Below are 13267 nucleotides of genomic sequence, written 5' to 3'. Positions count from 1 at the left end.
AACGGCGCACGGTGCGATACTTCTGCGATGGTCACCGCGACTTTCCGCTTCTATGAGGAGTTGAACGATTTTCTCGCCCGGCCGCTGCGCCGGCGAGCGTTCGCCTACGCATGCGCGCGCGACGCCACGACAAAACACGCAATCGAAGCGCTCGGCGTACCGCACACCGAAGTGGAACTGATCCTCGTGAACGGCGAGTCGGTGGGATTCAATCATCCTCTCGCCGAGGGTGATCGCATCGCCGTCTATCCGAAGTTCGAAGCGCTCGACATCCGCCCGCTGCTGCGAGTGCGCGAACGGCCGCTGCGCGTAGTGCGCTTCATCGCCGACGCACATCTGGGCGGCCTCGCGCCGCTGCTGCGCCTGGCGGGATTCGATACGCTCTACGACAACCACTATCCCGACGCGGATATCGAAGCACTCGCCGCCGCCGAGAACCGCATCGTCCTCACCCGCGACCGCGAGCTATTGAAGCGCCGCTCGATTACGCATGGCTGCTACGTCCGCACGCTCCGTCCGCGCGAGCAGTTGCGCGAAGTGTTCGAACGGCTGGATCTGGCGGGCAGCGCGCAGCCGTTCCGTCTATGCCTGATGTGCAACGCACCGCTGCGGCGGATTCCACGCGACGAAGTCGGCGACCGCGCGCCCGACGGCGTGCTGCAGCGGCATAACCAGTTTGTCACTTGCGACGTGTGCCGCCGCGTATTCTGGGAAGGCACGCACTGGCAAAGAATGCGCGCGCTGATGGACAGCGTGGCCGCAGCACCGGTCGACGCCGATGCCGATGCCGACGCCGACGCTCGCGATGCAGATGCGTCGGCCGCCTCGCCTTGACGTGCAACGCCGTTCGCTCGCGCGACGCAACGCGCGGTGCGTACAATGCGGGATTACTTATCTGGCAGAGGCCTGACGTATGGCGATGAAAAAGACCGACCTTGAAAAGAACAAGGCACTCAAGCTGAACAATGCAATGAAGCAGTCCACGGCCGAACGCTTCGGCAAGGCTTCGGCTGCGGAGCCGAAACTGGATCGCCGCGAGCAGCGCAAACTGGATCAGGCGCAAGGTCTCGTCGCGTTCGCATGCAAGCTGAACGGTGACCTGGTTGCCGAGCTGAAAGAGCGCGCCGCGACGCATCCTGAAGGGATGACCGGACTACTGAATGAAGTGATCAAACGCGGCCTCGCGGGCTAAACACCGCTAACGCAAAAGCGCGGCGCGGTATGCGAGCGCGCTCGGCGAAGATCGCTGTGAAGCGTTGAGACCCGTGACAAACGCGACCGGAATACAAAAAGGCCAGAGCAGGAGCTCTGGCCTTTTTGCTTGCGACGCCTGCATCGAACCCGCATGACAAGCGCCGACCGTGCGGCGCGTGCAGCAGGCGAAGCGGCTCGCCTGACGAAGGGCGCCAGCTTAGTTCTGCGTGCCCTTGTCGTTCGTGCCGGCAGCCGACGCTGCTGCAGCAACCGGAGCGCGCTTGCCGTGCGTCTTCAGCTTTTTCACGTGATGCTTCTTCGGTGCGCTAGCTGCAGCGGCCGGAGCGGCTGCGTCCGATGCTTGTGCGAAAGCTTGAACCGAAACCAGCGCGATCGATGCTGCTGCGAGCGAGACGATAACTTTTTTCATGTGTTGTTCCCCAAACCTCAACGACTGAGTCAGTGTGAATGAAATAACTGCGCGGTGAAGCAGGGAGCGCTACAGGCGCCTTACCGCTTCCCGCGGGAGAGTATTACCTGGCGTAGGCGGTTTGTCATGCGCAAAACGGGATATGTATTTTCCGGGAGACAGCTGGCTTTCGAGCCGCTTTCGCTCATAAACAGCCGATATCAGGGATATCCCTTAGGTCTTTCTACACCAGGTTGCGCAGCAGGCTAGCGGTCTCGAGCAGCGTCGGAAGAACGCGGTGCAGCGCCGCGTTCGCCGACTCCTGACCGATCGGCATGCTCACGCTAATCGCCGCGACGACGGTGCCGTGCCGGTCGCGCAGCGGCACCGCGACGCCGCGGACACCGAGTTCCAGTTGCTGGTCTGTAACCACGTAACCGTTGCGCCGAATCTCGCCGAGCACTTCGCGTAGCCGTTCGATGGTGGAGTATGTGTGCGGCGTGAACACCTTGATCGGATACGACGCGAGCCATTGTTCGATGTTCTCCGGCGCCTGGAACGCCAGCAACACCAACCCCGCGGACGATAACGGCGCCGGCGCGCGCGAGCCGAGAACGAAGCCGACCGCCATCGCCCGGTTCACACCATTACGGGCGACGTAGACAACGTCGTGTTCGTCGAGAATCGCGACGAGCGCCGTCTCCTGAAGCGTCGCCGTAATCCGTTGAAGGAACGGCTGCACCGTGCGCGGTAAGCGCGCGGAGTCGAGATAGGACTGCCCTAGCCGCAACACGCGTGGCGCGAGCCAGAAGAGCTTGCCATCGGTGTCGACGTAGCCGAGTTCGCGCAGTGTCAGCAAATAGCGGCGCGCCGCCGTGCGCGACAAACCGGCGCGTCCGGCTACCGCGGTCGGCGTCATGCGCGCGTGCTCTTCGTCGAATGCCTCGATGATCGCGAGCGCCTTCGCGGCACCGGCGATCCAGTCTTTGTCGTCCATCGGGTTGCCTGGGATTCGGGCTGCGAGCGAAAGCTCTGCTGGCGGCTCATTTCGGTCTCGCCGCTGGCACCTTTCGTCGCGTGATTGTGCCCGAAGCCGCCTCACTCTTGCGCGATTGGCGCGCGTGAAGCATTGGATCAGACGATGGTGAGCCTTGCGGTTGCGTGAACCGGCGCTTCAACGAGCACCGGAGCGTGGGATGAACGCGGTGGAAAAAGCAGCACGGCTGGGCGTGCCGTCAAGCGGCGCGCGGATGCGCGTACAGGTGCCTTGCATCGCCGGTGGGCGGGAATACGCACCAGCAGCCGTCGTCGTGACGGAAGAAGAACAGAGCGCGCGAGCCTGATTCCGCCGATGTCTCCACGCGCACGTAGCGCCGGCCGCCATCGCGGGTACGACTGAATTCGGTGACGTGCACGGCCGCAGACGGAGCGGGCGCCAGCCACTTCTCGACGAGAAAACGCAACGACTGTTCGCTCGAGGCTCTCATGATCCGCTCCGGGCCGGCTTGCTCTCGCGAACCTCGCGGGTCGTATCGGCGCTTTCATTGCTTTCGTCGCGTTCGTGACTCTCTTCCATCCTGGGATCCCGCTCGGCCGATGCGATCGCGATTTCCCGGTTGGTAGCCGCCGCCCGCAACGTGCTGCAATGGGCAGCATGCCTGATATCCGATAGAAGACGGACCAACTGTCGTGCTGTTCTGCGTTTCATCCGACACCCCCCGCACTGCACCAAGAACCTCAGAAACCACTTTAACTCTATGCCCGGATCGGGCATTTACCAACCTGTTTCGGCTAAATAGCAACGGTCGCGCTGCAGAAAGAGAGACGCAAACTTCGTTCCGCCTGCCTTACTCTGCGCGCGACGGTGCGTGCGATCTGTACGCTCGCGAGCCCCCGGTTGCAATAGAGGCCACGCCTTGCGCACGCTTGATGCGACCGGGCGCTTCACTACTTATCCACAGCGGCCTTTGCATAACGTCGGGATAGCGCATGGAACAGCCTGTGCGCGAAATCTTGATAAAACCGAGAAGGCGTCGCCGGCGTGAAAAGTTATCCCGGCCTTGTAGATTTTCTACAGAGAAGAGCCCCACAGTTATCGCGACCGCATTACTTTGATCTAACGGAAGAATTCGCGGTTATCCACAGAGAGGACTAACCCTTGTTAACTACTACTACATATGTATACGTCTTAACTAAAAGACCTAGGAGAACTGCGGCTGCGCGCTGGTTTTGCGGGCTGCAGCCGCATTGAGCGGCGACAGCCCGACGAATTATCCGGCCTGACTCAGCGTACTAAGGCCGCGTCGCTCGCCGGTTGCACGGAAGCGGCTTTGCCGATCGGGTCGGCGATGTCGGGCGAAGGCGAAGGGGCAGGCGCCGCTGCCTCGACCGGCACCGGCAGCAGATGTGTCTCGATACGGTCGCTGACGACAGGCTCAGTGCGCACCACGGTCTGCAGATAGTGGCCGACGAGACCAAAGAATCGGTCGTAGAACTTGCCCGAGGGAATCGTCTCGCTAGAGATCTTCACCATCGCGTCGCTGTTCGAGCGGATCGGCAGTGACAGCGAACCGAGCACGCTCAATCCGACACTTGCCGACGTGTCGCTCTTCTTCAAAGCGAAGCCGTTCTGCACAGCGTTCACATAGACGATGCTGCTACTGCTCGCCTCTTCGCCCGGCGTACACACCACGTGAAATTCGACGACCACGTGGGTGTCGCCGGTAGGCTGGAAGTTCTTCGTGCCGTCGACGGTATCGTTGCGGGTCATCGTGGTCAGATAGCCCTGGCTCAACAAGGCTCGACGCGCAGCTTCACATGTGTCCGTGACGCTCGAGTTGAAATTGCGCGCATAGGGGCTCGCGCCGGTTTCGAATAGCTCTTGCTGGAATTTGGGCGTCGGCGCGCTGCTGCAGGCGGCGAGGATCAGCAGGCCGCACAGCGAGGCCGCAGTGGTCTTTAGAAGCGAGGTGGACATGGTCAATCAGAAACGCTGCGTGAATGCGAAAGAAATCGCACAGGAAACGCATTGTAGAGCGGTTGTCGCCGGTGCGTAAAAAGCGTGCAGCGAATCGGCCGACGCGCGACTTGCACCGTCTTTCACCGTGCATCCAGCGATGCTGACAACCGTCGCCCCGCGCAATGAGGCTGCGACGAAGAAGAGTGGACGTTCAGTTGGACGTCGTGGGAAGTGCCGCCGACATTACCGCCTTGCTTGGGCTCGCGCCGCCAGCGCCGCCAGCACTGGACGCTGGAACAGTGAACGCATCGGACCAGTTGCCGGATGCCGGGCAACCGTCGGACGTGCGAGCGTCGCAGGAGACCGTTCGGCCGTCCGGATTTTTGGCTGCGTCTTGAGGTGTCGCGACGCCGGCAAAATCGCCCGCACGCATGCTGACTTTTTGCGCGTAAGCTTGCGAGCCGCCGTAACTCTTGAGCGCGGCGTTCATATCGCCGTTAGCCGAGCGCATGTAGCCGTACAGAATCGCGGAGCCGGCTTCAATATTGGCCGTCGGCTCGGTGAGATCCTTCACGTTTCTCAGAAGCCCGCGATGAGCGCTCGGCACGACTTGCATCAGCCCGGTCGCGCCGTTTGCACCCTTGGCTTTTTCCTTGAAGCGCGACTCGATCGAGATAATCGCCAGCAGTAGCGCCGGCGGTAACGAGTATTTCGATGCTGCGGATTGCACGGCGTCGGATATCTTTGCCGCCTTCTCCTTGGCGAGACCGAATTTCTGCGTCAGATAGACGGACATGCGGTCGCCGTTCTCCTCAGCCAGCGCCGATTGGGCGAGGCCGAGCGAAAGCAGTATCAGGCAAAGTAACCGACTCATGGCATAGGTCTGAGGAAAAAGTTTGCGCATTATAACCTTGCCTTAAAAATAGGCATCGGTCGGCTAAATGCGGGCTCTTACGCGTAGACGCTGCCCGGGAGAGCCTGTGTCCCGTGGCTGTATGTGTCGGCGGTCCGATTGCACGCTGTGTGTCCAAACGCAAAAGGTGATCCGTTAGTTGCGATTGATGACGTCTGTGTGCTCCTCGTCGCACACGTTGGAACGTGAAACAGCCTCGCTTCTGCGGATTTGAGACAATGACGGTCGCCGGCGATCTTCCGTCCGCGACAATCGCAGGTTAATCGAACACGAGATGTCCTCAGCATGAGCAAGACCGCATTTATTCCCAGCGTCCCCGCAGCATCGGAGGACGATTTCGAAATATCGGCGAAGTCCAAGCTCGCGGGCTACCGGCGTTTCTACGGCGTATTGAAAGTCGTTCGAACGACCGACGGCCGTGTGCTGTTCCCGTTCGATGGCGCACCGGAGCTCGGCCCGTATCCAACGAAGCTGGAGGCGGTCGCGGCCGCGCAGGTTTACGGCGAACACATCGCGTTGTCCGACCTCGCCCGGCCGGAGCTGTGAGCCCAAACGGGCGCTGACGAGCCTCGCGGGTCGCCATCAAGGGCAGAGCTGTGCAAACAAAAAAGCGCCGGCTATATAGCCGGCGCTTTTGTCTGGTGAGCTATCTGAATCTACAACCACAAAGCTCCGCCCCTCTTACTCCACCGTCACCGACTTCGCGAGATTCCGCGGCTTATCCACGTCGGTGCCTCGGGCGCAAGCCGTGTGATACGCCAGCAGTTGCAGCGGCACCACGTGCAGAATCGGCGACAACAGACCGTAGTGCTCCGGCATCCTGATTACGTGGATGCCCTCGTCGTTGACGATCTTCGTATCCGCGTCGGCGAAAACATAGAGTTGGCCGCCACGCGCGCGCACTTCCTGGATATTCGACTTGAGCTTTTCGAGCAACGCGTCGTTTGGTGCGACAGTCACGACCGGCATTGCCTCGGTGACGAGGGCAAGCGGTCCGTGCTTCAGTTCGCCAGCCGGATAAGCCTCGGCGTGAATGTAGGAAATTTCCTTCAGCTTCAACGCACCTTCGAGCGCGATCGGATAATGCATTCCGCGGCCGAGGAATAGCGCATGTTCCTTGCGCGAAAACTCTTCCGACCAAGCGATGATCTGCGGCTCGAGCGCCAGCACGCTGTTCAGCGCGGCGGGCAAATGGCGAAGCTGTCGCAAGTATTCGGTCTCCTGCTCCGGGCTCACGCGCCCGCGCTGCTTCGCGAGCGTGACGGCCAGCACGAACAGCGCAACCAGTTGCGTCGTAAACGCCTTGGTCGACGCAACGCCGATCTCGCGGCCCGCATGCGTGAGAAACGCCAATTCCGTTTGGCGCACCATCGCGCTGGTGCCGACGTTGCACACGGCGAGCGTATGCCGATGCCCAAGCGCCTGCGCATGCTTGAGCGCTGCAAGCGTGTCAGCGGTTTCGCCGGACTGCGATATCACGACCACGAGCGACCTGGGATTAGGCACCGACTCGCGGTAGCGATACTCGCTGGCGATTTCCACCTGCGTCGGAATCTTGGCGATCGACTCGAGCCAGTATTTCGCGGTGAGCCCCGAGTAGTAGCTCGTGCCGCACGCGAGAATCAGCAGATTGTCGATATCCGCGAACACGTTCCCGGCACTTTCGCCGAACAGCGAGGCTTCGAACGAATCCGATTGCGGGATCGTGTCGGAGATCGCGCGCGGCTGCTCGAAGATCTCCTTTTGCATGAAGTGACGGTACGGGCCAAGCTCCACCGCGCCGCCGTATGCCGCGACCTGACGCACCTCGCGGCGCACTTCGTTGCCCTCGCGGTCGGCAATACGCACGCCCTCGAGCGTCAATTCGCAGACATCGCCTTCTTCCAGAAAAATGAAGCGCTCCGTGCTGCCCGCGAGCGCAAGCGCGTCGGACGCAAGGAAGTTCTCGCCGTCGCCGAGTCCCACCACGAGCGGCGAGCCCTGCCGCGCGCCCACCACGGTATGCGGCTGGTCTTTATGCAGCACCGCGATCGCATAGGCGCCGTGCAGTTGCGCGACCGCCTCGCGCACAGCCGCAAACAGATCGCCCCGATAAAGGCTGTGAATCAGATGCGCGATAACCTCTGTATCGGTCTGCGAGACGAACGTGTAACCCTTGTCACGCAACGTTTCGCGCAGCGATTCGTAGTTTTCGATGATGCCGTTGTGTACCAACGCGAGCGCATCTTTCGAAAAGATCGGGTGAGCGTTGTCGGTGACCGGCGCGCCATGCGTAGCCCAGCGCGTATGGGCAATACCGGTGATGCCGCCCAAGTGGCTGTCGCGTACCTGATCGTCGAGATCGGCGACGCGCGCCACGCTGCGAGCGCGCGCAGGGCCGCCTTCACCCAGCACGGCCACGCCGCAAGAGTCGTAGCCGCGATATTCGAGGCGCCGCAGTCCTTCGATCAGGACGGGGACGATATTACGTTGCGCTGCCGCGCCAACAATGCCGCACATGGTCTGTTCCTCGTTCAGTGCTGGAAGCTTGCAGGGCGCACGTCGCCCCGCGGCCGTTCCATCAACTCTTCTTTTTAGTCGGGCGTACGTAGCCCGTCTTGCTGGTTTGCGTCTTGTCGTTCAGGACCAGCGAGTCTGCCTCGACGTCCTTCCAGACCGTGGTGCCCGCCGCGATCGTCGCGCCCCGCTTCACACGCACAGGCGCAACCAGTTGCGTGTCTGAACCGACGAAAACGTCGTCTTCGATGATCGTGCGGGATTTGTTTGCGCCGTCGTAATTGCACGTGATGGTGCCCGCGCCGATGTTCACTCGTGCGCCGATATCCGAGTCGCCGATATACGTGAGGTGATTGGCTTTCGAGCCGCGGCCGAGCACCGCGTTTTTCACCTCGACGAAATTGCCGACATGCGATTCGTCGTGCAACGACGCGCCCGGGCGCAACCGCGCATAAGGCCCGAGCACGACATTCGCGCCGACTTCCGCGCCTTCGATATGTGTGAACGCATCGATCCGTGTACCCGCGCCGATGGTCGCGTTGCGGATCACGCAGTTCGGCCCGACCGTCACGTTATCAGCCAGCGTTACGCGGCCTTCGAATACGCAGTTCACGTCGATCGACACGTCGCGGCCGCACTCCAGCGTGCCGCGCACATCCACGCGCGCCGGATCGGCAAGCGTCACACCGGACACGAGCAGTGCGTCAGCCACGTTGCGTTGATGAATCCGCTCCAGCTCGGCAAGCTGCTGCTTGCTGTTCACGCCCAAGGTTTCCCACTCGTCCTGAGGCTGCGTGGTGACGACTTCGAGGCCCGCTTCAATTGCCATTTCGACCGCGTCGGTCAGATAGAACTCGCCTTGCGCGTTGTCGTTCTTCAACGCGGCGAGCCAGCCCGCAAGACGCTCGGTGGGCGCAACGATAATGCCCGTGTTGATCTCGGCAATCAGAAGCTGATCGGCGTTCGCGTCTTTCTGCTCGACGATGCGGGACACCTTGCCCTGCGAATCGCGCACGATGCGGCCGTAGCCGCTCGGGTCGGCAAGCGTCACGGTGAGGACGCCATAGCCATGCTGCCCTGCGCGTTCTACCAGCGCCCGCAGCGTGTTTGCACGCGTGAGCGGCACGTCGCCGTAGAGCACGAGCGTGGGCACGGACGGATCGAGTAGCGGCAAAGCCTGTTGCACCGCGTGGCCCGTTCCGAGTTGCTGTTCCTGCACGGCGAACTGCACGTCGGGCGCGGCAACGGTTTCGCGGACCAGATCCGCGCCGTGACCGATCACCACGACGAGCCGCGTGGGCTTCAGTGTCCGTGCAGTCTCGATGACATGAGCGAGGAGCGGCCGGCCGGCCAGGGGATGGAGCACCTTGGGAAGCGCGGACCGCATGCGCTTACCGGTGCCTGCCGCCAAAATCACGATGTTCATGGCGTCGGCATATAGACGGAGTTTGGAGCCGTCGATTCTATCATGCACGCACTTGTCAAAATGACCGCGAAAGCGGCCATTTTGCGAGCGAAAGCCCGCACGCAGACGCCATTTTTGCGAGCGTTCGAATCAAAGATCGTCGAACTGGACAATCGAGATCGGCCGCGCGGCGCCAAGCGGCGCGCCGTTATCGGCGTCGGTCGAGCAAGGTTCTTCGTCGAATGCGATGTCGCCTTGCGGATCGGCCTCGCCGGTCGCGCGCAGGCCCGCGAACGGAAACAGCTTGTGATCCATCAAGTGCGACGGCACGACATTCGACAACGCGTTGAACATATTTTCGATGCGTCCCGGAAAGCGCTTTTCCCAATCGCGAATCAGCGCCTTCATCTCAGCGCGTTTCAGATTCGGCTGGCTGCCGCACAGATTGCACGGAATGATCGGAAATTCACGCAATTCCGCATACTTTTCCAGATCGGTTTCCTTCACGTAGGCGAGCGGACGGATCACGATATTCTTGCCATCGTCCGATTGCAGCTTGGGCGGCATGCCCTTCAGCTTGCCGCCGTAGAACATGTTCAGCAGCAACGTTTGCAGAATGTCGTCGCGATGATGGCCGAGCGCGATCTTGGTCGCGCCTAGTTCGCCCGCCACACGATAGAGAATGCCGCGCCGCAGCCGCGAACACAGCGAGCAGGTGGTCTTGCCCTCCGGCACGAGCCGCTTGACGATGCTATACGTGTCCTGATTTTCGATGTGAAACGGTATGTCGAGCTGCTTCAGATACTCGGGCAACACGTGCTCGGGAAAGCCAGGCTGCTTCTGGTCCAGATTCACCGCAACGATGTCGAAGTTGATCGGCGCGCGCTCGCGCAGCCGCATCAGCACGTCGAGCATCGCATAGCTGTCCTTGCCGCCCGACAGGCAGACCATCACCTTGTCGCCGTCCTCGATCATGTTGAAGTCGCCGATTGCCTCGCCGACCTGGCGCGCAAGCCGCTTGAAGAGCTTGTTGTTCTCGTACGCTTCCTTCTGCTCGCGGCGCGTGAGCGGCGACTTCGGACGGGTCGCGGGCGTGGTGTCGTCAATGATTTCCGGAGCATTCATGGCTCAATCCTCTTTGATGCGGAAAACTTCGACGCCCACCGCGTCGCAGTCGGGATAAACATCCGGCTTTTCTGTCGAAACGCGCGCGGCCCGCACTTGCGGATGTTCGAGCATGGCCTTGACGAGGTCGTCGCACAGCGTTTCCTGCAAGTGAATATGGCCTTGCTCGACGCGGCGCGAAATGGTCGAACGCATGAAGTCGTAGTCGACCACTTCATCCAGTTTGTCCTGCACCGGCGTGGAAAGCGCGAGCGGCACGAACAGTTCGACGTTGATGACGACGCGCTGTTCGCCGCGCTTCTCGAAGTCGTGCACGCCAATGTTGATGTGCACTTCGTAATTGCGCAGAAAGAGCCGGCGGCAGTCGGCGAGCCGGGGATGCGAAAGAGCGGCAAACATGTTCGTTCCAGTCCAAAAGAGCGTGGGGGCACGCAAAGGGCGGTTCAGGCGCCCATTAGAAACCCATTAAAAACCCGTTAGAAACATCACGTCGCGCGGCAGCGGCACGAGGTGCTGCCCGCCGTCGACCACCAGCGTCGTTCCTGTGACGCCGGTTGCGTCCGCGAGATACAGTGCGGCGGCCACAATATCCTCCGGCCGCGACGCACGGCCCAAAGGCGTAACCCGGTGAGCGGCCGCGAAGCTCTCCGCCGTTTGATCGGCGGATTGCATCGTCAGACCAGGCGCGAGTCCGACTACGCGCACTTTCGGCGCCAACGCCTGCGCGAGCGCGATCGTGGCTGTCTGCAATGCTGCCTTCGACAGCGTATACGACAGGTAGTCCGGATTCATGTTGTACAGCTTCTGGTCCAGCACATTGATTACGACACTGCGCTGCGTTTCGTCGGCATGCGCGGCTTGCGGCGTCGCGTCGAACAGCATGCGAGCCAGCACGAGCGGCGCGCCGAGGTTGATCGCGGTCAGCTTCAGCAGCAGTTCGTAGCCGACGTTGCGAGGCGTGTCTTCCTCGAAACTCGACGCATTGTTGACGATGCAAACCGGCCGGCCGAGCGCCGCGGTGCAGGCCGGCAACAGGGCCGCGACCTGAGCCTCGTCGCTCAGTTCCGCATGCAAGGCCACCGCGCGGCGGCCCATGCGTGCGATCTCCGCGACCACTTCTTCGGCTTCCCCGCGCGACGCGCCGTAATGGACGGCCACGTCCCAGCCCTGCGCGGCAAAGCCGAGCGCGAGCGAACGTCCGATGCGGCGCGCGGCGCCGGTAATCAGGACGACACGCGGCGTTTCAGGCTCGCGGGCGGCGGCGGTGTCGATAGAAGCGGTCATTTACAATGCGGGAATGAATCCGAAAGCTCACCAACCAGATAGTTTACCTGCTCCCGGCCCGAGCGCGCTCGCGCAGTCCGAAGCGCTGGTCGCGCTCATTCGAGCGGAGCTTGACGAGGCCGGCGGCTGGTTGCCGTTCGATCGCTATATGGAGCGCGCGCTGTACGCGCCCGGACTCGGCTACTACAGCGGCGGCGCCCGCAAGTTCGGCTTGCGCGGCGACGACGGCAGCGACTTCGTCACGGCACCCGAACTTTCGCCGCTCTTCGCGACCACGCTGGCGCGTCCCGTCGCCGAAGCGCTGCACGCAAGCGGTACGCGCAACGTGATGGAGTTCGGCGCCGGCACCGGCAAACTCGCGGCCGGTTTGCTGAACGCGCTCGCCGCGCTCGGCGCTGAATTCGACAGCTATTCGATCGTCGATCTGTCAGGAGAATTGCGCGAGCGTCAGCGTGAAACCATCGAAGCCGCCGCGCCTTTACTCGCGGGCAAAGTGCGCTGGCTGGACGCATTGCCGGAGCGCTTCGAGGGCGTGGTGATCGGCAATGAAGTGTTGGACGCGATGCCGGTGCGGCTTTTTGCTTCCGTCGACGGCGCCTGGCGCGAACGCGGCGTTGCATGGCGCGACGGGTGGTTCGCATTCGAAGACCGCCCGGTTTCCGCATCCGCCGATATGGCATTGCTGTCCGAAATCGACACGACCGGCGGCGACTACCTTGCCGAAACGCACGACGCCGCACGCGCCTTCACGCGCACTATCTGCACGATGCTCGCACGCGGCGCGGCGTTTTTCATCGACTACGGTTTTCCGCGTCACGAGTACTACCATGCGCAGCGCGCGCAAGGCACGTTGATGTGCCACTACCGGCATCGCGCGCATGGCGATCCTTTTGTCTATCCTGGCTTGCAGGACATCACCGCGCACGTGGAATTCACGGGTATCGCCGAAGCCGGCGTTGAAACCGGAGCCGATCTGCTGGGCTTCACGTCGCATGCCCGCTTTCTGCTGAACGCGGGCATTACGGATGCGTTGTCCGAAATCGATCCCGCCGACACAGCGCGCTTTTTGCCTGCGGCGAACGCGGTGCAGAAGCTGTTGTCGGAGGCCGAAATGGGCGAGCTATTCAAGGTGATCGCGTTCTCACGCGGACTGGAAGACACGCTGCAGGCGTTTTCCAGCGGCGACCGGTCGCACACGCTGTAATGCCGGGGTACGCGCGATGATCCGCTGGCTGTTGACTACTTTCGTTGCCCTCGCGGTGCTGTCGGCTTGCTGGCCGTGGCTTCGAAAGCTCGGCATTGGACGAATGCCCGGCGACGTCAGCGTGCGTCTGTTCGGACGCGAATATCACTTTCCGTTTATGTCGACGTTGTTGCTGTCGATGTTGCTGTCGCTTATCGCGAGGCTCCTGTAAAGCCGCCGCGTGGTTGATCACTACAGCGACAGCTCGGCAAGTTCTTTCACGAACACCGTCGGTGCAC

The 13267-nt window shown here is 61.9% G+C and carries 15 protein-coding genes; 5 read left to right on the top strand and 10 right to left on the bottom strand.

What is annotated here, in order from left to right; translation table 11 throughout:
• Positions 1 to 27: 27 nt before the first annotated feature.
• Both SB753_RS22265 and SB753_RS22260 read left to right on the top strand, forming a co-directional pair.
• Entirely contained in the window at positions 28 to 834 is an 807-nt protein-coding gene (locus SB753_RS22265) for a Mut7-C RNAse domain-containing protein (protein ID WP_087752483.1), read from the top strand.
• A gap of 79 nt (positions 835 to 913) precedes the next feature.
• Positions 914 to 1192: a hypothetical protein gene (locus tag SB753_RS22260; RefSeq protein WP_020070816.1), complete on the top strand. Its 279-nt coding sequence runs from the start codon at positions 914 to 916 to the stop codon at positions 1190 to 1192.
• 219 nt (positions 1193 to 1411) lie between these two features.
• Here the strand turns inward: SB753_RS22260 and SB753_RS22255 are convergent, their stop codons facing one another.
• From SB753_RS22255 to SB753_RS22235, 5 genes are all read right to left on the bottom strand, one after another.
• Complete coding sequence (locus tag SB753_RS22255; RefSeq protein WP_020070814.1) at positions 1412 to 1624, bottom strand: hypothetical protein; 213 nt, start codon at positions 1622 to 1624, stop codon at positions 1412 to 1414.
• 223 nt (positions 1625 to 1847) lie between these two features.
• Entirely contained in the window at positions 1848 to 2600 is a 753-nt protein-coding gene (locus tag SB753_RS22250) for an IclR family transcriptional regulator C-terminal domain-containing protein (protein ID WP_020070813.1), read from the bottom strand.
• A 238-nt stretch (positions 2601 to 2838) separates the two neighbouring features.
• Positions 2839 to 3090, bottom strand: coding sequence for a hypothetical protein (locus SB753_RS22245; protein ID WP_087752449.1), 252 nt, complete (start codon positions 3088 to 3090; stop codon positions 2839 to 2841).
• 797 nt (positions 3091 to 3887) lie between these two features.
• Complete coding sequence (locus SB753_RS22240; RefSeq protein WP_392392889.1) at positions 3888 to 4580, bottom strand: DUF2242 domain-containing protein; 693 nt, start codon at positions 4578 to 4580, stop codon at positions 3888 to 3890.
• Positions 4581 to 4773: 193 nt separating this feature from the next.
• Positions 4774 to 5436 carry a lytic transglycosylase domain-containing protein gene (locus SB753_RS22235; RefSeq protein WP_410801831.1) on the bottom strand — a complete coding sequence of 221 codons (663 nt, stop codon included), beginning with the start codon at positions 5434 to 5436 and terminating at the stop codon, positions 4774 to 4776.
• Between the two features lie 324 nt (positions 5437 to 5760).
• Between SB753_RS22235 and SB753_RS22230 the strand changes: the two genes are divergently transcribed.
• Complete coding sequence (locus SB753_RS22230) at positions 5761 to 6021, top strand: DUF6723 family protein (protein WP_027777025.1); 261 nt, start codon at positions 5761 to 5763, stop codon at positions 6019 to 6021.
• A gap of 135 nt (positions 6022 to 6156) precedes the next feature.
• Here the strand turns inward: SB753_RS22230 and glmS are convergent, their stop codons facing one another.
• From glmS to SB753_RS22205, 5 genes are all read right to left on the bottom strand, one after another.
• Positions 6157 to 7974 (bottom strand): glutamine--fructose-6-phosphate transaminase (isomerizing), encoded by a 1818-nt coding sequence (gene glmS / locus SB753_RS22225; protein WP_020070807.1) that lies wholly within the window; start codon positions 7972 to 7974, stop codon positions 6157 to 6159.
• 61 nt (positions 7975 to 8035) lie between these two features.
• Positions 8036 to 9397 carry a bifunctional UDP-N-acetylglucosamine diphosphorylase/glucosamine-1-phosphate N-acetyltransferase GlmU gene (glmU, locus tag SB753_RS22220; RefSeq protein ID WP_288828510.1) on the bottom strand — a complete coding sequence of 454 codons (1362 nt, stop codon included), beginning with the start codon at positions 9395 to 9397 and terminating at the stop codon, positions 8036 to 8038.
• Positions 9398 to 9526: 129 nt separating this feature from the next.
• Entirely contained in the window at positions 9527 to 10501 is a 975-nt protein-coding gene (gene ttcA / locus SB753_RS22215) for a tRNA 2-thiocytidine(32) synthetase TtcA (protein WP_131320034.1), read from the bottom strand.
• A 3-nt stretch (positions 10502 to 10504) separates the two neighbouring features.
• Positions 10505 to 10900, bottom strand: a complete 396-nt coding sequence (locus SB753_RS22210; RefSeq protein ID WP_020070804.1) for a dihydroneopterin aldolase — start codon at positions 10898 to 10900, stop codon at positions 10505 to 10507.
• A 66-nt stretch (positions 10901 to 10966) separates the two neighbouring features.
• Complete coding sequence (locus SB753_RS22205; protein WP_410801828.1) at positions 10967 to 11785, bottom strand: SDR family oxidoreductase; 819 nt, start codon at positions 11783 to 11785, stop codon at positions 10967 to 10969.
• A 13-nt stretch (positions 11786 to 11798) separates the two neighbouring features.
• On the opposite strand from SB753_RS22205, the gene SB753_RS22200 reads away from it, so the two are divergent.
• Both SB753_RS22200 and SB753_RS22195 read left to right on the top strand, forming a co-directional pair.
• On the top strand, positions 11799 to 12989 hold the full coding sequence (locus SB753_RS22200) for a class I SAM-dependent methyltransferase (RefSeq protein WP_131320038.1): 1191 nt from the start codon (positions 11799 to 11801) through the stop codon (positions 12987 to 12989).
• A 16-nt stretch (positions 12990 to 13005) separates the two neighbouring features.
• Complete coding sequence (locus tag SB753_RS22195) at positions 13006 to 13200, top strand: DUF2905 domain-containing protein (protein WP_020070801.1); 195 nt, start codon at positions 13006 to 13008, stop codon at positions 13198 to 13200.
• The last annotated feature ends 67 nt before the right edge of the window (positions 13201 to 13267 follow it).

The organism is Paraburkholderia sp. SIMBA_053, assembly GCF_046534895.1.
Taxonomy (GTDB): Bacteria; Pseudomonadota; Gammaproteobacteria; order Burkholderiales; family Burkholderiaceae; genus Paraburkholderia; species Paraburkholderia caledonica.
Note: the sequence above shows the minus strand (reverse complement) of the source record. Positions and strands in the feature narration are given on the sequence as shown.